This is a genomic window from Lapidilactobacillus bayanensis (assembly GCF_003946695.1).
GTDB classification, from domain to species: domain Bacteria; phylum Bacillota; class Bacilli; order Lactobacillales; family Lactobacillaceae; genus Lapidilactobacillus; species Lapidilactobacillus bayanensis.
The window spans coordinates 89,119-113,592 of record NZ_RHOX01000001.1; the positions used below are offsets into that span (position 1 = coordinate 89,119).

Genomic DNA, 24,474 nt, shown 5'->3' on the forward strand with positions numbered 1-24,474 from the left:
CGGGTGTTATTACATAAAACGCGTCAACGTTTCTATTGAGTTATATCGAGTTTCAAGTGTATAATTAAACATAAAAAGGTTAATTTACTTGACAAAAGTGAAAGGGTTCTAATAATGAGACAGACAGACAGACAGACAGACAGACAGACAGACAGACAGACAGACAGACAGGTAATTTTGACGATTTAATTTCCCAAATTGATACTAGTGCAAACGGCGTACAGCGCGATCGTGGCACGATGTTTGAAGAAGTCGTTAAGTCCTATTTGCTGAACGAACCAGCATACAAAAACTTATATGATGATGTGTGGTTATTAAGGGAAGTTCCGGCCGAATACCATATACCTAAAAAAGACCTTGGCGTTGATCTTGTAGCACGGCATCGCGATTCGGGCGAATTAACCGCCGTACAAGTTAAGTATTATCGCGGCAAAGTTGGCAAGGATACCATTAACAGTTATGTTGCCGAACTGAACAAAAATTACTATGCGGACGGCTTATTAGTTGCCACCACGGACGACTGGAACAAGAACGCCGAAGCGGCCTTAGATGACGGCTCCAAAGATATTAACCGCATCGGTTTGTCTGATCTCAAACACTCTAGCTTTGACTGGTCGCAGTTTAGCTTCGGTAATGCGGCCAAGGCAATCACTGCCAGTCACAAACAACCACGGGCTTACCAAGATGAGGCCATTGATAAGACCGTGGCTTATTTTGATGAGCATGAACGCGGAAAATTGATTATGGCCCCTGGGACTGGGAAGACGTTCACTAGTCTCAAGATTGCGGAAGCTATGGCTGCACATGAACAGAAACGAGACTATTTTGTGCTGTATCTGGTACCAAGCATTCAGTTGTTGTCGCAGACTTTGTTTAGCTGGAATAGTGACGTGACGCCAACCACGAATTTGGTATCGTTCGCCGTTACTTCTGACCGAAACGCGTCTAAGAAGCGAACATATAGCAATGACGATGACAGTGACATCAACATTCAAGATATTGGCTTCCCTGCCTCAACCAATGCTGATAAGTTGATGGCGAACTTCAAGGCACTCACACCAACTAACGACCAACGAATTACCGTGATTTTCAGTACTTACCAGTCGATTGACGTCATTCACCAAGCCCAAGTACTCGGTTACCCTGAATTTGATTTAATTATCGCGGATGAAGCCCACCGCACGACTGGCTCACACGCGGCTAATGAAGAAGCTGGCATATTCACTAAGGTACACAATAACAAGATTGTGCAAGCGCGGCACCGGCTCTATCAAACGGCGACTCCGAAGATTTACTCCCAAGACACGAAGAAAAAAGGTCAGGAAGAAAATATCGTGATTGCGTCCATGGATGACGCGGATATGTACGGTGATGAAATCTTCCGACTTGGTTTTGGTGACGCCGTGGCTAAGGGCATTCTGACCGATTACAAAGTAGAAGTATTAGCCGTTGATGAAGCCGTGATTCAGCGTGATCTACAAAGCAGTCTCGCCACCGAAAACGGCTTGAACATTGATGATATTGGTAAAATCATTGGCGTCTGGAATGCGATGATGAAGCGCGAAAGTTTCTCGAACAAGACTGTGGGCAATCCAATGCAACGAGCCATCGCGTTTGCCTCCGTGATTGATAATCAGCGCGGCCACGGTGCGGGTAAAGTTGGTTCTAAACAGATTGCACAAGAGTTCAGCCATGTCGTCAACGAGTATCTGGGGCCGGATAATTCGAATAACTTTCACGTTGATGTAAAGCACGTTGACGGCAGTATGAACGCCTTGCAGAAGAAAGATGCTATTGATTGGCTAGCCGCTGATTTGCCCGATGATGAAGCGCGGGTACTATCTAACGTTAAGTTCTTAACCGAGGGGATTGATGTGCCTAATCTGGATGCCATCATTTTCTTTGCGCCGAAACAGTCCCAGATTGACATTGTGCAAGCGGTTGGCCGGATTATGCGCAAGTATAAGGATAAGGAATACGGCTACATTATTCTACCGGTGGTCGTTCCGTCTGGACAAGATCCCGATACCGTATTAGATGACAACAAAACCTATCAAGCGGTTTGGCAAGTATTGAACGCCCTTCGCTCTATTGACGAACGTTTTGAAGCCTCGGTTAATAAGCTCGATCTAAATAAGAAGAAACCACGCAATCTGAACGTCATAGGTGTTGGTGGCGCTCCAGATGACGGCTTTGACCGCTCTGACGAATACACAGGTGACCGCCACGGCGCTGAACAAACCGAATTGGAACTGAATTGGCATGAAATTCAAGATGCCATCTATGGCCGCATTGTTAAAAAAGTGGGTGACCGCCGTTACCTAGAAGACTGGACGGCTGATGTGCAAGCCCTGGCAGAACGGCACATTCGGTGGATTCAGAACCTAATTGCAGATAAGCAGTCTCCATTCGCCAAATCGTTTAAGCGCTATGTGAAGAGTCTGAAACATAACATTAATAGCGATATTGATGACCAGCAAGCAATTGAAATGCTGGCGCAACACGTGATTACCAAGCCCATCTTTGAAGCGCTGTTCGATCAGTATAGTTTCGTCAACGATAACCCGGTTTCGCGCGCGATGGAAGACATGATTCAGCAGATGACCAAGGCTGGCTTTGACCAAGAGCAGGCAGCCTTGGAACCTTTCTACGAATCGGTAAGGCTACGGGCAACGGGGATTGATAACGCAGCGGCGAAGCAACAATTCATCGTCACCTTGTATGATAAGTTCTTTAGTACCGGATTTAGTGCCACCGCCGAAAAGTTGGGGATTGTTTTCACACCGGTGGAAATCGTGGACTTTATTGTGAAGTCCGTGGACGAGGTGTTAAAAGAACACTTTGGCCGTGGTCTTGATGCGGAGAACGTGCATATTTTGGATCCGTTCACCGGTACAGGGACGTTTATTGCGCGTACCCTTGAATATTTGAATCAAGAAATACAAGCCGGTAAGATTACGCTGTCTGACATTACCCGCAAGTATACGCAGGAACTGCACGCCAATGAAATTGTGTTGTTGAGTTATTATATCGCGGCGATTAACATTGAATCTGTCTTTGATGAAATCAATGGTCCTGAAGCCTACATTCCGTTTGATGGGATTGTACTGGCTGACACCTTCGCGTCCACGGAAACTAATTCGGTGCTTGATGAAGACATGTTTGGTGGCAATAACAAGCGCCTGCAAAAACAACAAGAAGTACCGATCACTGCGATAATAAGTAACCCGCCGTATTCCGTTGGGCAACGTAGCGAAAATGATAACAACCAAAATGTGCATTACGATAAACTTGAGCAGAGAATTCGCGATACTTATTCAAGTGGTAGTACCTCTAAGAATAACAGTTCCTTGATGGACAGTTACATTAAGGCATTCCGTTGGGCCAGCGATCGGCTAGGTGACCAAGGAGTGATTGGATTTATTACAAATGGAGGCTGGCTTGATTCTAGATCCGCAACTGGGTTTCGCAAATCCCTTTTCAATGAGTTCAATTATCTGTACATTTACAACTTAAGAGGAGCTGTGCGTGGAAAAAATGGAGATTTAGCTAAAAAAGAAGGAGGTAACGTATTTAATATATTAACAGGTGTTTGTATTTCAATTTTAGTAAAGAACGGATCTCAAAAACATCACTTGTACTACAAAGATATAGGCGATAATCTTTCTCGTCAGCAAAAGCTTGATTCAATTACAAATGCCGTATCGGTTAATGGAATTGGCTGGACAGAGTTGACACCAGATGACAATAATGATTGGATAAACCAACGAGACAAGAAGTACCGAGGGTTCACTTCAATTAGCCAGGAGAACAATGGTTTATTTGTTCCGGGTGGTCAAGGAATACAGACGAATCGAGACTCATGGGTTTATGGATTCTCGAAGTTAAAGTTGATTAAAAAAGTTGAAACACTTATTTCAAATGTAAATAACCAAACTAGTCTAATTCAGTCAGGGAAAATAACTAGTTCACAAGAATTATCAAATGATGGTACAAAAATAAAATGGACAAGTGAGTTAAAAAGGACGGTATTAAAGGGGACGCAACTTAGTTTTGATGACACGCGGTTACAATTAGGCCTATATCGACCGTTTGTGAAAAAATGGTTGTATTATGATAAGCCTCTGATTCATCGTGTGGGGCGCTACTATACTCAATTTGGGGACAGCAATGAAGTTATTTTTACCACTGGCCGCGGGGCGTCGAAAGACTTTTCAGCACTTGCTACTGACTTGATTCCAAACATGGACTGTCTTGAAAAAGCACAAGGGTTTATGCGCTACAATAATGAAGAAAATAATTCTGTCGAGAATATCCTTGAACCAGACCGCGACAATGTTTCCACTGAATTTGCGGCTAGGTTAGGCCTGACTACTGATGAAACGTACGCCTACGTTTATGGATTGCTCAACTCACCCGAATATCAACAGAAGTATGCCAACGACCTTAAGAAGGATTTGGCCCGAATTCCCGTGGTTAAGAATGTGCGCCAGTACGTAGAGGTTGGTCAACAGTTGCTGGATCTACACATTAACTACGAAGATGTTGAACCGTATTCTGGTTGCAAGATAACCATGCACGCAGATAAGCCAAGCTATCGAGTCCAGAAAATGCGGTTCAAGTCACGTGCTGACCACAGTGTGATTAAGTTCAATTCAGACATCACAATTGCGAATATTCCTGAACGCGCTTATGACTATGTGGTGAACGGACGCTCGGCCATCGAATGGATTATGGACCAGTACCAAGTGAAAACTGATAAGGCTTCCCAGATTACTGATGACCCAAATGAATATAGTGATGACCCACAGTATATCTATAAGTTATTGTTGCGGATTATTACGGTGTCGCTGGAAACGCTGGACTTAGTTTCGCAGTTACCCAAGTTTGAGGTGGCTGAATAGTATGTCATTATCAGAGATTATTCAAACAATTACAATTATTGTCTCTTTATTTATTGCGTTGGGGGGCTGGTTCATTAATTGGCGACAACGGGTGAATGATAAGAAACCACAAATGGTAGCAACAGTAGTCAATAGTATTTCCTTGTCTCGCTTTGAAAAACCACCAGTTAAAGTAGTACAGCTAAGAAATATTGGTCAGTCAACAGCAATTGTTCAGGAGTTCCGAATCGTCAAGCATACTAATATTAGTGACCAAATCATAAGTGATGGTCTAAAGAATTTAAGTATCCCAATGTTTCCCAGTCAAATGATTGATTCCAATCGAATTCTTGATTTAGATGCCGATTATACGATTGTCGTGAAGTATAATCAGTTACACTCTAATAAAACAATGCGATTTGAAGTTACATTGTCAGGACTTGTGTTTCGACACATAGACCCTCATCAACTTATCAATATGCAGTGACTTACAGAGTAAAAAGTCTTCCCCAACTAATCAGCTAGAGAAGACTCACTCATGTACCCCAGACATGCACTTTTTTGTTGTAGATATTGTTGTAGATTGCAATGACGTATGGTTCAATGCTATGGTTTAACCTAATAGAAAAATGCTGTTATGACGCTATTTATAGCTCGTTTTAAATTTTAAGAAGTCGTTTTTTATTTCCTGTACTCTCCTGTGAATTAAAAATAGCCGTATCATGTTAGCAGAAATGCCGACTTGATACGGTTTTTGTCTACTCTAATTTGCATGATATGGCATGCTGACTAAACTGAACTTGTAGGAAAATTTGTACGAGCTGATAACTAAATAATACTTTTTCATTTTAATACTCTATTATTGATTGATTAGTGCTACAAGCCTTGGTATGTCAGTGCTTATTCCATAGAAACACTACAAGTTTTTCTACAAGTTCGAAGGGCCGAATTGGATTAGCAACTATCTAATTCTATTTTTCCTAGGATCTTTTTCCTCAGTTGCTGCTTCCATTCACTCGGTGATTAAACCCAGCGATAAAACTATTTTGTATTTGCAATGGTAATTTAACGTTGCAATGCATCCTTGACTAACCACCTGTGCATAAACATACAACTACTTTTATGTAAGAATTTGTTTATGGTGTCGATGAAAAGTTCGTTGTTGTTTCTCAGTGCGAATTTGCCGGATGAGGTAGCAGATAGAATTAAACCGTCAATTGAAAAGTTCAAGTCAACAAAACTGCCGCTAGATAACTGGTTGGAGTGAAAGAAGAACTAACTTAATTTTTAGTCACTCGACAACACTAAAATCAGTGGCATTGGCTTTGTTTCAGTGCGTTTTTAGTGATATCGAAAAGTCTAAAGTCATTGTATAATAATTAACGAAGCACGCTTAATTAACAAGAAAATCCAGCCAACCAAAGAGGGTTCAAAATGCAATTCACTTCGAAACTTACTCAAGCAGAATATTTAGAGGGATATCGCTGGGCATTACGTCACAGCAAAAGTTCTAAACTGAGACACATTCTTTTAGGTGTAGTTGGTGTTATCGGCTGCGCAACGATTGCACAAAGTATTACCGAGCGGCAACTGCCAACTTTAATTTTTGACATTATTTTATTTAGCGTTTTATTCTTGATTGTAAAATTTAATGGTATTTGGAAAGCTCGGCGCGGTTTTAAGCATAATCCTGCGATTTCCGCGGCAATTAGGGATTGAGATGAACGCGGAGGGGATATTTAGCCAAGATAGCACAGGTAGTCGTCATGTTATTTGGACAGCATACAGCAAGGTCGTCGAGACTAAAGCGCTGTTTTTGTTGCAACTACCGTCAGGATTAGTCCAGATGTTTTCTAAAGCTGATTTATCTGTTGCGCAATTAGAGGACTTAAGATTATTACTTCAAGCCAATATTTCTGATGTTCAATTCTTGAAATAGGTGATCTTCATGACAAGTGTCCCAATGTTTTTTGACGCGATTCCTTGGCTTTTTATCATCCTGTTAGCTGTTTTTTTGCCTGTCTTAACCTATCGCTTTGATTACTGGCGTAAAGGAGAACATCAGACCAATTCAATGATCGTGCTACTGCTGGTAATAAGTGGGTTCTTTTGCCTGTTAGGAATCTTGTATGGTCTACTCTGGCTATTGAATACGGCATTGGTGGCAAACGATGACCTTTCCGGGCGACCGCGCCAATTTTCACCGATGTTCTATCTGGGGATTGCTGGCTTGACCGTTTTATGGGCGGTTATGAATATTTTGCTAAATACAAGATATCATCAGCAACAATCTGATCAAGCGACTAACGAACCGTTTTATTCGTGGTTACCAACATTATTTGGCTGGTGGTTATTGAATATTGATGGTCATGCTATTGTCATCGTCTATTTATTACCGAGATTTCGAAGTGCAAATGCTTTGCTCAACTCGCTCGCACAGATCATTAGTGTATTAGCTTGGTGGGTGCTCGCGCTGGAAATTTTACGTGGTATTGATCATTATGTGCATTGGTTCAATCGTCATTGGGCGTGTACAGAAAAAGGGCGCCAGCAAAAAAATTGGTTTTTACCCGTTAAGCGTCGAAGTGCTAGCTTACGCTCTAACAAAACCAACAAAAGATGAGATGACTTTAAATGGCTACAATGCAAGACGAAAATTTCGGCTACTTTATTAATCGACTAAAAGAATCACTGAATTCTAAAAATTGTCAAATTCTTTACTATTCTGCGGCTACCTTGACGATTCAGATAAGTTTTGTGGATCTTGCTGCCTATACGAAAACAACTTCAGAATATCGCGATCATCTCAGATCAATATCATTTAACGTTTCATATGATTTAGAGGACGGCGATTGGGAGGCTGAAGCCGAGCGGATCTTGAGTAAGATTCAAGCTAAATTACAGCCGGAATTAGCCGCGACTGACACTCTCGATTATTATCTGGTGAATCGTCACAGCCGTGCATTAGTACGCAGCGTGCGGCAAAGATTAGTCACAGAAAATTGTCAAGTTGTGACCGCGTCCAGTGAAGCAATGTCGATCCAAGTGAATTTTGTCAATCTACCAGCAGACGTTGCACAAATTCACCAGCGCGTCGGTGTCGGTAAGCCGTTTGTGTTTAGTGTGCCATTTAATTTAGCAGCCGCTGATTTAGAAATGCTGACTGCCCAGGTGATAGAACAAATTCGGACACGACTGCAAGCAGAATTATTTACCAATGACAGCATTGATCATTACATTCGGCCAATTATAACTAAAAACGTCAATCAAAATCGGTCACAGATTTCAGTAAAAAATTTGCCGATCAACCTCGTTTTAGCACTTTATACCTTCTTGCTGGCCGTTGCAGTGCCCATCATCTTTTTGTCTGCAATCCTAATCGGTGGTGAATGGTTCAATATTCCCTTATATTCATTGCTCGGTGCTGGAGTCATTGGCGCGGTGTTAGCCATCATTTCACTAATTTCGTCTCGAAAGCACAACCTTCGGACAACTGGATCTATTTTAGCGTTGATTGGCACAATTATGATTTCAACCGGCGTTCTCATGACTTTATTTTTTATCATTACGCCATTGTTGCTCGTTGCAGACCGATTGCTCTTACGACCGAAGCAGCGCGACGAGTTAGAACCAGTTGCAACGACAAGCCTGCAGCCACAAGAAAAAATTACTGGCATTAAAGATGGTTATGAAGTCGAAAAAAAGCAGCTGAATGCCCTGATGACTGGTGGTAACCCGACCTTACCGTTTGGTTTTTATTTCAATACTGATTCTATTTTGAAGTTAATTCCCATCGTTGGTTTTACAACTATCGGTGTTTATCTCTTTATTTGGTTTACCACCAGGAGTAGTGCGCAACCAGGAACTACGGCGCCCATGTTTATTTCGCTGGGTTTGGTAATGGTTCTCTTTGTGATGATCGATGTGCTTGTCTGGTTAATCTGGAAGTGGGTTGCACGGCCGATTGTGGTGCTTGATCATTCAGGAATTTATTATCGAAAACAGCGGCAACAATTTTTTGTTGCCTGGGCAGATATTGTCAAATTTGCCAACGTCCTCGTGCCGAGTGGTCAGACAGAAGCGGCCTGTCTTTTAGTTTTTGCCAAAGATCCAGCAAAATATTTGAATACACGTTTGCTGCCGGCACGCGGAAAAGAACAGGTTGCACGTTGGTGGCATGGCATTCGGCCAGAATACTTTCAGAATGAATTTGCTGGTGTTGTGTTAATGATTCCCATTGACCGCCTCGGCATTAACCGACAAACTTTTTTAAACCTGATCACTGATACTTGGCAAAAAAATGCCGCTACTGTGAATCACGATGTGGATTAAAATTGGGTGGTTCAAATTAAACAGCTAAACTCAAGCGAAGAAGGTGCGCCCCATGACGAAGCAAACAAAATCAAAATTAAGTCGGGAACATCCGATCTATGCGCGGTTAATTGGCATTTGTCTGATCGGACCATTTGTATTGGATGGCCTTTTGGATTGGTGGATGGGCTTAATCGGTTATCAGAGTAATTGGCAAATCGACTCCACTTTTTCGGAGCTAGGGTTAGACTATATCAGTCCTTTCATTGTGCTCATGACGTTAGGCATCGATCTACTCATTATTGCAGGGGTTAGTTTAGCGCCCCAAGAAACTTGGCGGCGGATTAAACAACATTGGTTGCCGATGCTAATTGTCTTCTTGATGATAATCGCACTCAATCTGCTCGCCTTTTTTGCGCTGAAAGATGTTTTAAATTTTTTCAGATATTGTTAACTCGTCAAAATATAATTGAATTTGTCTGATCTTATTTTAAAATAGATGTGACTTAAGTGCAGCCAGTAGACGTCGATAACTCGCGTTTATAAGCTGTTTTTATTTTTGTCAAAAAAATCTGCCATAAGGGTAGCAGTTATCTGTAAATTATTGCGTATTTTACAGAGATGTTGTGCCAAAAAAAACTCAAAAAAAATAAATACACAAAATTCTTATAAAAACTATTAAATAATATTGATTATTATTTGAGACTTGTTATACTTTTAATAAAGATTCAGATTAAGCGTTTACCTCAATGGAAGAGAAGGTGGTTGTAATGGCAGCACAAGTAAAGAATTTTAAAATTGGTAATTATTATATTCGATTCAATAATTTCTTGGAGAGATTTTTGATCTTCGATAATGTTTTCCATGAGTTTGCAGAAACAAGTGAGCGCATTGAAATAGGAGATTGTCTTGTCGCCGAAACTTTACCCGCTCTGAAAGAGGATTGGTTGCGAAACTTTGGCGCTTTTAAACATTTTATTGATCATGAAGTGCCTCAGTTAGCTGATAAACATTATCAAGAGTTCCAAAAGAAGATTGCGGCGGCCCTAACTAAATATGGAGTGGGTCAATATTATTTATTGTCAGCAATTGATTCAGAGCATAATCGGATTAACCACGCCCAAGCACGTGTAGCTGAACAATACATTCGTAACTGCAAGATTGAACTTAATCAATATTTGCAACAGATTAGTACGGTTTCTTTCGGCTAATTTATCCGGTTAAACTTTTACGAACCACTTGGCCTAAGCTGTCTGTGTTCGTATACAAGCTAAATATTCTGTGTCATAATATAAGATATGACGTGCAGAAATTCTGACGCCAATAGAACAGGCTGTTCTGTTGGCTTTTTGAGTATCGTAAGACATGAAGGATGGAGATAATTCTAATGGATATGATGACTTATTTTGACCAACAGATTGACCAACTTGATTTTCCTGGTGACATTAATGTGAACTGGGATCAAGATATTCGTTCTTTTGAATTAGAGATTACCATGACTGGCATGACCAACAAGATGGAAATCGAAGATCAAGAGGGTGCGCTTAAAGACGATGAGGTTAGTTACGATGATGCCATTTTGATTTATGACGAAACTAAAGTTGATGGTAAACAATACGCCGAAAATTACGTCGCAACGATTCCTTTTAACGGCCGCCAAGGTTTACCGCTGAGTGTGGCGGATGGTTTGTTCGCTTACCTCAAAGACTGGCTCGCCGACGGAATGAGTAACTTTATGGACTTCCTTGATCCAGAGATGAGTGTTGAAACCTTCATCTTGGCCTGGCAAGAGGATGTTTATCAACAAGCCGTTCAAGCTGCTGTTGCTGCCGGTGTTACTGGTTATTTAAGTTATCCTAAATATTAATTGAGAACGGAAATTGAATCATGAATTGGTTAGAAATTAAACTTATTATGCCAGCAGCGCAAATGGAAATCGTGGCCAACTTGTTTGAGGAATTAAATGCAGGTGGCGTTCAAATTAGTGACGATGTGGCAACTGATCTGGATCTTAACGATGGTCAAGTTGGCGTCAGCGCTTATTTAACAACCGAGATTGATCAAACGCAATTCATTACCCAACTTAAAACGCGAGTCTTGCAATTACAACAAGCAGGTTGGCTGGCGCCTAACTTAAAAATTTTGACGAAAAATATTGACGAAAATGATTGGACCACTAGCTGGCAAGATTATTATGAACCAGTGCAGGTGACCCGTTATTTGACAATCGTTCCACAATGGCAAGATTATCAACCGCAGTCTAATCTTGAGCAGCTCATTCGTTTGAATCCGGGTAAGTCCTTTGGTACTGGTATGCACCCAACGACGCGGTTAGCCTTATCTTGTTTAGAGTTAACTTTACGCGGTGGCGAAAAAGTTTTTGATGTTGGAACTGGTTCAGGTGTTTTAAGCATTGCGGCCGCTAAACTTGGTGCAGATGCAATCACAGCCACTGAATACGACGCCGCTGCTTTACCCTTTGCTCAAGAAAATATTGCCTTAAATCACTTAACCGACCAGATTAAGTTAATTCAAGGCAGTTTGTTAACACCCGTTGTCGGTCGAGCCGATTTGATTGTCGCCAACATGTTGCCTGAAACATTGCTGCCTCTGATTCCACAATTAGCTGCCCATCTTGAAGCAGATGGTACTGTCATTTTAACAGGGATAATTGCCGCTCAATTAGGTAAAATTGAAGCCGCCGTAACTGCCCATCATTTCAGCGTGGATCTACAATTGAAGTTGGCTGATTGGTATTGCTTACGACTCAAGCAAGTTGAGGTGGACGCATAGATGCAATTATTCTTTGTTGACAGCGTGGTTGACCCCGCACAATTGGTTACCCTAACCGCAGCTGATTTTAAACACGCGGTCCAAGTTTTACGGATGAAAGTTGGCACTGAGATTCAAATTGCTGATCATGCTGGCACAGCGTATCCGGCGATAATCTTCCAAATCGATTCCACGACATCAACGATTGCTGCGCAAATTAACGGTCCAGCTTTGCCTAATACGGAATTACCGCTTCAAGCAGAAATTATTTGTGGCTTACCTAAACGTGAAAAAGCAGACTGGATCGTACAAAAAGCGACAGAATTAGGTGCGACTAGAATTATTTTCTTCGCTGCTAATCGTTCGATTATGCAATGGCGCACCAATCAGGTCGAGAAGAAATTAATGCGCCTTCAACAAATTGCCCACGACGCTGCAGCACAATCACATCGCCGTAAAGTACCGGAAATTGTTTATTGGCCGCAATTATTGGCCAAATTACCCACTCACGGTCTAAACTTAGTGGCTTATGAAGAGATAGTGAAGCAGCATGAAGATTTTGGTTTAGTCAAAGCCTTTAAGCAACTGCAAGTACAGCCGCAAACTGTGCGCATGATTTTTGGTCCGGAAGGCGGGTTGAGTGTTGCTGAGGTGGCGGCACTAAAAGCTGCGGCGGTGCAGCCAGTTGGCTTAGGTCCGAGAATCTTACGAACTGAAACAGCACCACTTTATTTCTTAAGTAGCTTGAGTTATGCGCTAGAATTGTTAAAATGATTAATAATTGACTTAAAATGAACGAAATGGATGAACATATGAATAAGATGAAAAAGCTTTTTTCTAAACCAGTGTTACTGATTATTTTGACCGGTTTATTTGTCTCTTTTGCCTTGCCGCTGCTTTCTAGCTTCGTGGGAATTAGTAAGATACATCGTATTATCTATTTATTTTTAGTAATCAATCCGTTACTTAGCATTTTAAGCGGCTGGTTAATCCGTCGTGCTACTCTGAATTTTGCCTGGCTCTTTTTCTTCCCGGCTGTTTTTGCAATTAGTATTTGGTGGCGCTTTGCCCAATACAATTATTGGTTAGCTGGCGTTTACTTGATTTTAGGCTTAATTGCTTATTTGCTGATTCCAGTAAGTCAATCCAAAACCGTCACTCATTAAAACTGAGACTGGAATTCTTGAATTTTGGTGAAGGCATCGTTAAATTGAGGACTAAGTAGCTTTGTGATAACTAAATTTTGTTTTACTTTTACTAGGGGTGTTGAACATGTCTCAACAGAAAGATTTAACTCAAGATGAAGTGATGGCACTTTGCCAAGAATATATGAATGAGGATCATTTGGCTTTCGTACGCAAGGCTTATGATTTTGCCGCTTATGTCCATCACGATCAGAAGCGGCAGTCAGGTGAACCGTATATTATTCACCCAATTCAGGTCGCCGGAATTCTCGCAGAATTAAAAATGGATCCTGAGACCGTTGCCTCGGGTTATTTGCATGATGTTGTTGAAGACACCAACATTACCCTCGGTGACGTTCAAGAATTGTTCGGTAACGATGTCGCCGTCATTGTCGATGGTGTGACTAAATTAGGTAAGATTAAATACAAGTCACATCAGGAACAGTTGGCAGAAAATCACCGTAAGATGTTATTGGCGATGGCTAAAGATTTACGAGTCATCATGGTTAAATTGGCTGATCGTTTGCATAATATGCGCACGCTACAACATTTACGTCCTGATAAGCAACGCCGAATTGCTGATGAGACTTTAGAAATTTACGCACCGTTAGCTGATCGTTTAGGTATTAGCCGAATTAAGTGGGAATTAGAAGATATTTCGCTACATTATTTGAATCCGCAACAATATTATCGAATCGTGCACTTAATGAATTCTAAACGTGGCGAGCGCGAAGGCTACATTTCTGAAGCAATTACTGAGATCAAAGCTGCGATTGCAGATTTGAATGTTAACTATGAAATTTATGGTCGCCCCAAACATATTTATTCAATCTATAAAAAAATGCGCGATCAACATAAACAATTTAGCGAGCTCTATGACCTATTAGCGATTCGAGTCGTCGTTGATTCTATTAAAGATTGCTATGCTGTTTTAGGTGCGATCCACACGAAATGGAAGCCATTGCCTGGCCGTTTCAAAGATTATATTGCCATGCCCAAAGCTAATGGCTATCAATCGTTGCACACAACTGTCATTGGTCCCAAAGGCAAGCCCCTGGAAGTTCAGATTCGTACCGAAGCAATGCATGAAGTCGCTGAATATGGTGTGGCAGCACACTGGGCTTACAAAGAAGGTATCAGAGAACAAGTTCAATTAGACAACTCCGATCAGAAATTAGATATTTTTCGTGAGATTTTAGAAATCCAGGACGAATCAACAGACGCCAAAGAATTCATGGATAGCGTCAAAGGCGACATCTTCAGTGATCGGGTTTATGCCTTTACGCCTAAGGGTGACGTTTATGAGTTGCCCAAAGGTTCCGTGCCAATTGACTTTGCTTATTTAGTCCACACCGAAGTCGGTAATCATACTACCGGTGCTAAAGTTAACGGCAAGATTGTTCCACTAACTTATCAATTGAAAAATGGTGACATTGTCGAAATGTTAACATCCACTTCGGCGTCACCAAGTAAAGATTGGACGAGTATCGCCTTTACTAGTCGTGCTCGGAATAAAGTTCGCCGTTATTTCAAGCAAGAAGAGAAGACTGTCAATATTGAGCGAGGCCGCACGGCTTTAGAGAAGCAGCTGCAAGATATGGGTTATAGTCCCAAAGAATTTATGGATAAAGACCATTTGCAGGCCGTTTCTGGTAAAGTTAATTTCAATACGGAAGACGAATTATTGAGTGCGATTGGTTACGGTGAAGTTTCTGCCTTAATTATCTCCAACAAACTCACTGAAAAAGAGCGTAAAGAAAAGGCCGAGAATGAACAGCGCCAGTACGAAGACCAAATCCTAACGCAATCCGAAACGTCGCAACCTAAGCAGCAGAAAACGCCAGAAAAGATGAAGATTCAACATGAAGGCGGCGTGGTCATTCAAGGCGTCAATAATTTATTGATTCGATTGGCAAAGTGCTGCAATCCCGTTCCTGGAGATGCGATTGCCGGTTATGTCACTAAAGGTCGGGGTGTCACGATTCATCGTGCTGATTGTCCCAATATTCAACATGAACAAGAAGCTGGTCGCTTAATTGAAGTTGAATGGGATGAAGATGACGATGTCTCACAATCATATTTTGCAAACTTGGAGATCTATGGCTATAACCGCAATGGTTTGTTAAATGAAGTTTTACAACTGTTAAACGGCAAGAGTAAGAATTTGAACAACGTCAATGGTCGCGTTGATCATAATAAGATGGCTCATATTTATGTTAGTGTCGGTGTTCGTAATCAGACTCATTTGGAATCAATTATTGATGGTCTTAAGAATATTCCAGATGTTTATGAAGTGAAACGAGCCCAAGGTTAAGTACGATTAAATTCAGTGTTTACATTAAAAGATAGTTTGGAGTAAAGACGTTTGCGAGTAACTTTACAACGGGTTAAATCAGCCCAAGTCACGGTTAACGAACAAGTTATCGGGCAAATTGAAACTGGCTTGTTACTATTCGTCGGAATTAGTCCGGCCGATACAGAACAACAAGTGGACAAGATGGTCCATAAAATTGTCAGTCTGCGGATTTTTGAAGATGAAAACGAAAAGATGAATTTAAATATTCACCAAATTAATGGCGGTATTTTGTCAATTTCCCAATTCACCTTATATGCCGATACCCACAAAGGCAATCGCCCCAGTTTTCAAGACGCAGCCAAACCAGATTTGGCCGAGCCACTTTATAACACCTTTAATCAACGCCTAACGGTAGCATTAGGACAACCAGTACAAGTAGGCAAGTTTGGTGCTAACATGCAAATAACCACCCTAAATGACGGCCCAGTGACGATTAATTTAGAGTGCGAAAGGTAACGGGTTGGCGGTATGACTTTAAGTGGGAAGATCATTGCGTGTCAATGCAAGGAGATTCACGCTTAAAGTCACTTCCGCCAGTTGTTCGCAGCACGTTTCAAATCAGAGTGCTGAGAAGCGCGGGTAGTTAGTGAGGATTAAGTTCAAACCAGTTAAAATCTTGGTTTTAAGATTTAAACTGGTTTAACTTAACCGGAACTAACTGCGCTTCGTAGCACGTTTCAAAATACAAAATAAATGGCGTCGGGATAATCATCCCAGCGCCATTTATTTTATTATTATTTTTTCGCAATACAATCAGTATTTGGAATAATCATTTCAAATAAGATAAATCAATTCTGTTAGTTTTGGTCAACTTTTTCTTGATTCATGAACAAGAAGATCGCACTTAAGATAATTAGTGTGAAGCTAATCAACCCAATCGATGAAGAAATACCTGCATTGATTATGCTAGCATTATCATGAAGATTTGTCGTAATTTGTGGGGCAAAGCCAAGCAGATAAATGATGCGAATGAAAGAAAAGCCAATACCGAAGAAACCAATCATGTGCCCCAAGTGGCTGCGCTGGGCCTTAGCTGCATAATTGAAAGAAGTGATTAAAATAATCAATGCGATACCGTCCAAAAACAATTCTGGTAAGACGGTCATAAGATTCGTTTTGGACGTATTTCCAGTGCTGAGTAGACTGAGGGTGAAGTTTGACAATAACAAGTTTAAAGAAACGAAAGAAGCACCAAATTGTGCGGTGAGAAGACAGATTGCAGCGACGATATTCCAATTTTTTGCTTTTAGCATGATAAACCAACTTTCTTTTGATGTGAGATTATTTGTGATGAATATCAAAAGTATAGCATAACCAAAACTGAGATTTTGAAATAGAGCGTGTCGTGATCGATTTGTTCAAAATTCTTAAGGTTTTCGATTACAAAATTACTCATCAAAAAATTTAATAATTTTCAGGATTGATGAAGAGCTTTCGTCAACACTGGAAATTATTGCGTAGTAGCCCTCTTCGTGAAAAAACAATAGCGGTTGGCTTGTTTAGATATTGGTTAAAAATAATGTGCTAGAAACGGCCAACTTTTGATGGGGCTTATTGCGGCAGTTATCAACTTGACCTAGTTTTAATCACAGTTTAAGAATGATCAGCATCCCTCTTTTTTCGTCGCAAATCACATCAAGATTGGCTTGCAAACTTTTTGCTGTTTCGTTCAAATCGAGGGTTTGAAATAATTGAATCGCTTTTTGACAGAGTTGCTGTCCTTTTTTTGGTTGACCATGCTTGATTTCATACCAACCTTCGTAGAAATAAAGATTGATTTTATTAGTCGCATTTTCGGTGGGGAGTTCTTTCATCATGGTTAGCACTTCGTTAGCTTGCTGGTAGTTCTCGTGGAAGAGAAAAATTGTGAAATCAGTGATCAACAATGCAAAAGGGATGTGTTCAAAATTACGAACGACCGACAAACGGCGGCTTTTTTTGATGCCAATTTTGAGTAGACGTAAATTCTCAGCGGCAGGAAGCATCATCGCAAAGAATTGGAATAAATAGATTTCATACAATCCCCAATTATCGACGTTCTGCAAATAGTGACGTACTGGTTGTGCTAGTATGCCAGTTTGGTTCGGCTCTCGTCCTGTTCGATTGACTTCATAAAGACAGCGATAAAATAACCATTCGAAATGATGTTGTTTGCTCGGATGTTGGCGATAAATTTGTTCACTTTCGTCAATTAGTGGTTGCAAAATCTGGCGATAATTCTGTTGATTGAGCGCACTAACAGTCGAAATCTTGGCAAATCCTTGCATGAATGGAGCTTGTTGTAACCCGACAGCTAACTTAAGCGGGTCATCATCAAGTATTTTCATAGTTAATTTAACTTCTGGACGATCCTTAAGAACTGTCTCCGTAAAAAACTCAAGATAACCGACATTGATTGCGTTTAGAAGCTTCAAAAAATTTTTGAGTGAGATTTCCGTTTGCTCACGTTCGAAGCGTGAAATAAAAGATTTCGATAGGTCGGTTTCATGGGCAACTTCGGCCAATGTGATCTCACGATTCTGTCTAAGCTGACGATAAACTTGACCATAGTTTTCTTCTGGCATAGCTGAACAACTCCTGATTGAAATGACGGTAACTTTGAGTTTCATATATGTAACTTATGCCTAGTCTAGCATAAATTGACGGTAAGATGACTATTGTTAATTACAATTCTTAACAAGTCTTTGACCACAAATAAAAGTCAATTTACATGAGGGGCGATTTAAATGCATGTTTTCTTAAAAAATAAACCTTATCAAACTTTAACACTTTCGAGTTTTTTGAGTTCGATTGGGTCAGTATTGTTCAATATCGTCTTTATTATTTATGCTGGTAGTTTACCTTATAAGACGTTGGCAGTTTCACTGGTGTCCTTTGCGACGGTGGTTCCCACTTTCTTCATGATGCCAATGGGATACTTAGCAGATCAGAGTAAGAAGCGGATCAATCTAATGTTCCGGTTCAAGTTCGTTCAGTTTGGCCTATATTTGTTGCTATCACTTCTAATTGGGCTTAATCAGTCGATCTGGATTTTTGCAATTCTGTTAGTGATCAACGTCGCATCAGATATTATTTCCAGCTTCACCGGTAGTTTGGTGTTGCCATATTTCAAACACTTCGTAGCTAATGCCGATCTCAACGATGCAACGAGTTTTGAAACGGGTATTAACAATGTGATTAATATTGTGTTCCAGGGTGTAGGTGCCAGTTTAATCGTTTTGCTTCATCACAATTATAGCCTCTTTGGCATCATCAATGCGCTGAGCTTCTTACTTGCGGGGATTGTCTTAATTCAGCAGAAGCAATTATTTAAGCAGGCTGATCAAGAAGAAATTGCCGAAGATGAAGCTGCAGTTCAAACAGAAGTTAAACAACAGTCTAAGGAAAACTTTTTTCAAAGCATGAAACATTCACTCAAGCTCTTCTATGAAGACAAGTTGATCTTTTCAATTACGATTCTGGCTGTGTTGGTGAATACACTTGGCATCGGCATGGACGGCCTAAGTAATGTGCTGCTGGTTAATACGAAATCATTGTGGTTCGGGAACTTTGGCAATACCGTGGCGTTGATTAGTATTGTCAGTTCGGTGGCGATTACAGCTGGCGCACTAATTACTCACGATGGCTTGCAAGATGTCTCAATTCCAGTTTTGGTCGGGATCGCCATGATTTGGGTGACAGGATTTGCCATCAATATGTTCTGGTGGGAGAATCGCTATCTCATGATTGTTTTGATGGCCGCTGCTAGTTATCCCTTAGGAAAAGTTAATCCTCGATTATCTGCGCAATTTATTGCCAAAATTGAACGTAAGCGGTTAGCCGCAACTTTAAGTGTGCTAAACACCATGTCTGTGATTGGCGGCCCCGTTGGTCAGATCGTCTTTCTCGGAATTGCCAATGCAATGACACCGAAGTTCTCGTGGCTAATTTTTACGGCATGCTCGCTCTTAGTCGTGGTAGCGTCATTTTATACGGCTGCTTATCAAAAGAAGTATCAGAACGCACATCCTGTTATCCCGGATAAATAAACCAGTAAACACGATCGGTGAATGTGGTAAAATAAGGAAAAGTTTTAATTGAACCTTCACTGAATTAAACGTGATGTTGAATGGTTCAATTGAGAAAGGCGATATTTGATGGTATTAAAAGACTTCATTTGGGATTTTGATGGCACATTATACGATACTTATCCAGTAATGACTCAGGCTCTTGTCACGACTTTGCACAAATTTGGCGTTACTAAAATTGACGTGAGCGCACTTTACCGTGATTTGAAAATCCGGTCCGTTCGCGCAGCCCAACAAACGATTGCCGATCAAAATCAACTTTCTGTTGTTGACTTAGCGACAACTTATCATCAAATTGAACATCAAGCGCAGCAAACACCACAACCTTATCCTGGCGCAGCTGAGGTTTTACAAACAGTAATTGCACATGGTGGTCGTAATTTCTTAGATACTCATCGTGATCAGACGGTTTATGACTATTTAGCGCAAAACAAGTTGTCTGGCTATTTTAGCGGCGGGATAGATGCAAGTCAGAATTTCCCCCGTAAGCCTGATCCTAGCGCCATTAATGCGATCATTAAACAATATCAGTTGGATCCAGCAACGACAGTGATGGTTGGCGATCGTCGCTTAGATATTGATGCTGGTCTTAACGCGCAGATTCAGACAATTTATTTCAACGTCGATGGCTATAATGACGCGCCTTACGCAACTTATCAAGTTAATCAGTTAGCCGATATTTTAGCGTTGCTCGCGTAAAGTTGAGGTTACGAACAAGATGACAAAATTTAGGTAGATAAGTCTGATTCAAATTTATTATTTTGGTTTTGCAGCGATAATATGTGACAAAATGTTGAGGAATCAAGAGGTAGTTAGCAATGGACTTAGGAGTTGTTTTGACATTTGATGAACCACTAACAAAATCCTTTGAAGGAATCTGGCAATCGTTGGCAGTACGCAAATTATCCACTTATCATAACCGATCAGATAAGTTTCCGCACCTTACGCTAGGTGGAAATATTTGTGAACGCCCAATTCAGGATATTAATCAGGATTTAATTTCCTTATTCAATGATGTATACCAATTTGACGTGGCGTTCGACATTTTGGATCGATTCACCAACACTGATACCGTTGTTTTGCGTCCTGGTGAAATTGAGACAATTCAAAATTTACGCCAAAAAATCTTTGCTAATGGTGACATTCTTTTACCAGAGCAACACCCATTTATACCACACGTGACATTAATGAATCATCAAGGAACGACGCAAACAAGTTTGGCAATGACTTATTTAGTACGTCAAACATATTATCTTTCTGGAAAAGTGACAGCCGCAAAACTTATTGGTCTTGAAAAGGGTATGGTTAAGATACTCGGCACTTATTATTTTAAAAATGAACGCAACGAAATTATCAAAACATTAAGAAGGTAAAACATACATGCAAATTACCAGCACGACAAAGTTGACGGATGCGCAGATCACCACGTTTTTGGCACTTCAACGTCGGGTTCACGAATACGATGACACTCATAAGAAAATTTATTTAAGCAATCAGTTCAACGTTGAACCAACAATGGCAGCTTTTTTTATTGCAGAAGAGGCTGGGGAAATGTTAGGCCTCTTGATGATCTATGCAGATGAAGGACCAGATGAAGCGGCTGAGTTAAGTGTGATCGTGACACCCGAAAGGCGACGTGAAGGAATTGGCACGAAGTTGATTGCGGCTGCTAAAAGCGAGCTTGCACAGTTTAATTATCAGCAAGTAACCTACGTGACAGAACGAGTTTTTTTGGCGGCACATCCTGATTTTGAGACAAATTGGCAGCTTACAGATTTGACAACGGAATTTCAACTCTCGGCATCAGCGGGAACTAACAAGCTGTATCAATTACCAAATCAATATCAGTTACGCTTATTAGAAGAAGCCGATATTGCAGGCTTAGTTGGTGCCTCAGTGGAAGCCTTCGACAGTACACCTGAGATGGCAGCGCGTTATTTACGCTCTGCACTGACAGATCCAGCCGTCGATCAATACGTGTTAGTGAATAAGAATAACGACGTTCTGGCCAGTACTGCACTAGATGTGACGGACGTTTATTATTTCTTCGGCCTATTCGTGAAACGCGCCTTCCGTCACCAAGGAATTGGCACAGCACTCATTCAAGGCATTATGGCAAAAGTCACGCGGGCAAAACCTTTGCCGTTTCAATTAGCAGTTGAGGGTGAGAATGATATTGCACATCATTTGTATTTGCACGCAGGAATGGTCGATGAAACCGAGATTGTTTATTTGAAACCGCAAGACAACGCTTAATTCAAGACCGACATGTTGCAGCAACTCTTAAATTTGAGATAGCAAAATTCGCAATGGTTGCCCTGCACTCAAGTACGACAATCTAAGTTTTAAAAATGAACGATATTAATTAATAGCCTAGGAGAGTGGCAATACACCCAGTTAACGCTAATTAAAATGAGGTTAAGTAATGAAAGTAATCAATACCAGTAAACTTTATTATGGCTTCCCAATCTTTGTTCTGGGTTATCCAGATGCGCAAAATCAGTACAATATCACAACCTGCAGTTCTTCCTATTCATTAGGCAGCATGGTTCAGTTCGGCTTGGGCGCAGACACCAATGCGGCAACGCAGATCTCTCACTATCAACGCTGCACTTTAAACTTACTGCCTGAAGAAGCACTCCAAGTCGTCGAAAAAGCCGGCTTCCGGCATGCACGTGCAAAGTTGAATGCGACAATTCCGTATCACATTGATCAGCAAACTGATCTACCCGTGATTGATCAGGCACTGTTGACACTGTATTTGCGAATTGACTTTGAACGCGTTTACCAAGGCTATGCGAATTTCACCGCTCATATTGAGAAGAGAGAAGTTCGCGATGATCTGATTGTGGACGGTAAGCTACAGAGTGCATCGTTTAATCCGGTACTCTATGTTGGCGATGAACATGAGCGGAAGTATCGTTTCTTGAGTGATCGCTCTGAAAAACTGGGCTCCTTTTTGCGTAAGGAACGGCCCCGAACTAAACGTCCCTGACATCATGCAGCAACTTGTACACAGCAAAACGTACACACGCCGACATAAACGACAACACAAAAAAGCATCGAGACGAAAACGTCCCGATGTTTTTTTGCGCTATTGGCTCATTCTTTTTAGGTTTAGTTATTGAAATAGGCGGTTAAACCGTTGACGATTGAATTAGCGACTGCCTGGCGGTAACTTGTAGAACTAATCTGACTAAAGTCTTTTTGGTTATTGATATAGCCTAATTCCAGTAAAACAGACGGACGAGTATTCTCACGAAGAACTTCGTAATTGGCATATTCAGCACCACGATTTGTTAGTGGTAACGCTGATAATTGTCCTTCCAGTGAACGAGCTAATTTACCGTCTCGCGTTTTGTTGTAGTAGTAGGTCGTCACGCCGCTGACAGAGTTGGCGCTGTCATTAGAATCGAAGTGAAGGCTAATGAAGGCATCAGCGTTAAGCTTATTGGAAATTCGTGCACGTTGTGACAAGCCAACATAATCATCGCTACTGCGTGTTAAAATGACATTTGCGCCAGCAGAGCGTAATCGCGCTGCAATTGCCTTAGCCATCTCTAGGGTGTACGTCTTCTCATATTGATTGGTTTGAGAAAGGGCGCCAGAATCGTTACCACCATGACCAGGATCCAGGACAATTGTTGATTCGGCTAGGTTGGATGCAACTTTAGGCATGGTGCTACTTGAAGTGCCTTTATCCTTGAGTGTGACAACCCAGCTGGCCAAATAACCAACTTTGCCAGAGCTAGTTTTGACTTGATACCATTGATTGACCGTTTTAACGTAAGTGAGTGTTGAATTGGCTGATAAATTAGCTACAACCGCGGCGTTAGCATTTGGTTGAGTGCGTAGGTGGGTGTTATTGGCATTGATCACGACGACTTGTGTGGCATTGGAGGTATTGGTTGTGATGATGTTATTTTCCGTTTGAGCGTCACTTTCAACTTGACTCGAAAGTTTAACAGCACTTTGTTTGATCCAAGCAACTGAAGTGCCATACTTAATCTCATACCAGCCGTTCTCACGATATAGAATTGACACGTTAACACCAGCCGCTAAACTAGTCAATTGTTTGGCAGATTCACTGTTACTCTGGTAAATTGGTGTCCCACCGCTAATGACACTGGCAACTTGATTAGTTGTCGCACTAACTTCGGTGTTCTTAACCAACCAACTGGCGACCCAGCCAACTTGGTTATCGCTAATTCGAACTTGATACCATTCATTACGCTCACTAATAATCGTTAAGCGTTGCCCCTTCTTAACTTGTCCACTGACATCATAGGCCAGGCCAGGACCTTTACGAATATTTAAGACGCTCGCTTGGACTTCAACTTGTTGGCTAGTTGCTAAGACAAATGTTGTCCCGATTGACAAGATAATTGCCAAAGAAATTGTTAGCGCGACACGCCATTTCCAAATCTTTTTTAAGATTATTTTGATCACATTAAATTACTCCTTGGAATCGAACAAATGACAGTTCGTGGCTATGTATATATATACTTCATTATAGTCTGATTTGGTCTAAATCTTAGCCATTAATTTAAATCTTAAATAAATACTAAAACTTAATCACTTGAATCGTTGCTTTTGTTGCAAAAATAATGATTCTGCCCTTGACTTTCTGAAAATCGACAGTTACAGTAAGAGAGAATATTAAACCAATGACAAATGAGAAGTAGTTCAGACAACAGAGACCGCCTAGTGCTGAGAGGGTGGATTGAACGAAGCGACCATTTCGAGGTTGAGCATCGCTCCGTCGATTCGACGTTATCCAATAGTTAATTTAAGGTGGTACCGTGCCCACTGCGCACCCTTAATCGCAATTTAGTTGTGATTAAGGGTGCTTTTTATTTACAGCAGAATTAACTTAGGGTAGCAATTGACCGACTGCACCA

At 41.1% G+C, this 24,474-nt stretch carries 22 protein-coding genes; 19 read left to right on the forward strand and 3 right to left on the reverse strand.

Annotation, left to right across the window (positions count from 1 at the left end):
• Window positions 1-239: 239 nt before the first annotated feature.
• The 14 genes from EKM65_RS00425 (at window position 240) to dtd (ending at window position 15,962) form a co-directional block, all read left to right on the forward strand.
• Window positions 240-4,904, forward strand: a complete 4,665-nt coding sequence (locus EKM65_RS00425; protein ID WP_225420353.1) for a type ISP restriction/modification enzyme — start codon at window positions 240-242, stop codon at window positions 4,902-4,904.
• Window position 4,905: 1 nt separating this feature from the next.
• Window positions 4,906-5,370 (forward strand): hypothetical protein, encoded by a 465-nt coding sequence (locus EKM65_RS00430; protein ID WP_125604397.1) that lies wholly within the window; start codon window positions 4,906-4,908, stop codon window positions 5,368-5,370.
• A gap of 947 nt (window positions 5,371-6,317) precedes the next feature.
• Window positions 6,318-6,602: a hypothetical protein gene (locus tag EKM65_RS00435; RefSeq protein ID WP_125604398.1), complete on the forward strand. Its 285-nt coding sequence runs from the start codon at window positions 6,318-6,320 to the stop codon at window positions 6,600-6,602.
• A 1-nt stretch (window position 6,603) separates the two neighbouring features.
• Window positions 6,604-6,822 (forward strand): YcxB family protein, encoded by a 219-nt coding sequence (locus tag EKM65_RS00440; protein WP_125604399.1) that lies wholly within the window; start codon window positions 6,604-6,606, stop codon window positions 6,820-6,822.
• Window positions 6,823-6,831: 9 nt separating this feature from the next.
• Window positions 6,832-7,506 carry a hypothetical protein gene (locus EKM65_RS00445; protein WP_125604401.1) on the forward strand — a complete coding sequence of 225 codons (675 nt, stop codon included), beginning with the start codon at window positions 6,832-6,834 and terminating at the stop codon, window positions 7,504-7,506.
• A gap of 11 nt (window positions 7,507-7,517) precedes the next feature.
• Entirely contained in the window at window positions 7,518-9,215 is a 1,698-nt protein-coding gene (locus EKM65_RS00450; protein WP_125604403.1) for a hypothetical protein, read from the forward strand.
• Window positions 9,216-9,267: 52 nt separating this feature from the next.
• Window positions 9,268-9,648: a hypothetical protein gene (locus EKM65_RS00455; RefSeq protein WP_125604405.1), complete on the forward strand. Its 381-nt coding sequence runs from the start codon at window positions 9,268-9,270 to the stop codon at window positions 9,646-9,648.
• A gap of 316 nt (window positions 9,649-9,964) precedes the next feature.
• Window positions 9,965-10,405: a hypothetical protein gene (locus tag EKM65_RS00460; RefSeq protein WP_125604407.1), complete on the forward strand. Its 441-nt coding sequence runs from the start codon at window positions 9,965-9,967 to the stop codon at window positions 10,403-10,405.
• Between the two features lie 176 nt (window positions 10,406-10,581).
• On the forward strand, window positions 10,582-11,061 hold the full coding sequence (locus tag EKM65_RS00465; RefSeq protein WP_164506752.1) for a DUF3013 family protein: 480 nt from the start codon (window positions 10,582-10,584) through the stop codon (window positions 11,059-11,061).
• Between the two features lie 20 nt (window positions 11,062-11,081).
• Window positions 11,082-11,987 carry a 50S ribosomal protein L11 methyltransferase gene (gene prmA, locus EKM65_RS00470; RefSeq protein WP_125604411.1) on the forward strand — a complete coding sequence of 302 codons (906 nt, stop codon included), beginning with the start codon at window positions 11,082-11,084 and terminating at the stop codon, window positions 11,985-11,987.
• Window positions 11,988-12,740, forward strand: coding sequence for an RsmE family RNA methyltransferase (locus EKM65_RS00475; RefSeq protein ID WP_125604413.1), 753 nt, complete (start codon window positions 11,988-11,990; stop codon window positions 12,738-12,740).
• 38 nt (window positions 12,741-12,778) lie between these two features.
• A complete protein-coding gene (locus EKM65_RS00480) occupies window positions 12,779-13,132 on the forward strand; it encodes a hypothetical protein (RefSeq protein ID WP_125604415.1) in 354 nt (117 codons plus the stop codon).
• Between the two features lie 106 nt (window positions 13,133-13,238).
• The gene (locus EKM65_RS00485; RefSeq protein WP_125604417.1) at window positions 13,239-15,464 is read left to right on the forward strand and encodes a RelA/SpoT family protein; all 2,226 of its coding nucleotides are present in this window, start codon (window positions 13,239-13,241) and stop codon (window positions 15,462-15,464) included.
• A gap of 51 nt (window positions 15,465-15,515) precedes the next feature.
• On the forward strand, window positions 15,516-15,962 hold the full coding sequence (dtd, locus tag EKM65_RS00490) for a D-aminoacyl-tRNA deacylase (protein WP_125604419.1): 447 nt from the start codon (window positions 15,516-15,518) through the stop codon (window positions 15,960-15,962).
• A gap of 341 nt (window positions 15,963-16,303) precedes the next feature.
• On the opposite strand, the gene EKM65_RS00495 is transcribed toward dtd, so the two are convergent.
• Together EKM65_RS00495 and EKM65_RS00500 are read right to left on the reverse strand one after the other, a co-directional pair.
• Window positions 16,304-16,759 (reverse strand): hypothetical protein, encoded by a 456-nt coding sequence (locus EKM65_RS00495; RefSeq protein WP_125604421.1) that lies wholly within the window; start codon window positions 16,757-16,759, stop codon window positions 16,304-16,306.
• Window positions 16,760-17,092: 333 nt separating this feature from the next.
• A complete protein-coding gene (locus EKM65_RS00500) occupies window positions 17,093-18,070 on the reverse strand; it encodes a helix-turn-helix domain-containing protein (RefSeq protein ID WP_164506753.1) in 978 nt (325 codons plus the stop codon).
• A gap of 162 nt (window positions 18,071-18,232) precedes the next feature.
• Between EKM65_RS00500 and EKM65_RS00505 the strand changes: the two genes are divergently transcribed.
• The 5 genes from EKM65_RS00505 (at window position 18,233) to EKM65_RS00525 (ending at window position 22,568) form a co-directional block, all read left to right on the forward strand.
• Window positions 18,233-19,534, forward strand: coding sequence for an MFS transporter (locus EKM65_RS00505; RefSeq protein ID WP_125604425.1), 1,302 nt, complete (start codon window positions 18,233-18,235; stop codon window positions 19,532-19,534).
• Window positions 19,535-19,642: 108 nt separating this feature from the next.
• A complete protein-coding gene (locus tag EKM65_RS00510; RefSeq protein WP_125604427.1) occupies window positions 19,643-20,272 on the forward strand; it encodes an HAD-IA family hydrolase in 630 nt (209 codons plus the stop codon).
• A gap of 119 nt (window positions 20,273-20,391) precedes the next feature.
• Complete coding sequence (locus EKM65_RS00515) at window positions 20,392-20,946, forward strand: 2'-5' RNA ligase family protein (protein ID WP_125604429.1); 555 nt, start codon at window positions 20,392-20,394, stop codon at window positions 20,944-20,946.
• A 7-nt stretch (window positions 20,947-20,953) separates the two neighbouring features.
• Window positions 20,954-21,829: a GNAT family N-acetyltransferase gene (locus EKM65_RS00520; RefSeq protein ID WP_125604431.1), complete on the forward strand. Its 876-nt coding sequence runs from the start codon at window positions 20,954-20,956 to the stop codon at window positions 21,827-21,829.
• Window positions 21,830-21,998: 169 nt separating this feature from the next.
• On the forward strand, window positions 21,999-22,568 hold the full coding sequence (locus EKM65_RS00525; RefSeq protein WP_125604433.1) for a PNPOx family protein: 570 nt from the start codon (window positions 21,999-22,001) through the stop codon (window positions 22,566-22,568).
• Window positions 22,569-22,690: 122 nt separating this feature from the next.
• Here EKM65_RS00525 and EKM65_RS00530 read toward each other — a convergent pair whose 3' ends face one another.
• Window positions 22,691-24,022: an N-acetylmuramoyl-L-alanine amidase gene (locus tag EKM65_RS00530; protein ID WP_125604435.1), complete on the reverse strand. Its 1,332-nt coding sequence runs from the start codon at window positions 24,020-24,022 to the stop codon at window positions 22,691-22,693.
• Between the last annotated feature and the right edge of the window lie 452 nt (window positions 24,023-24,474).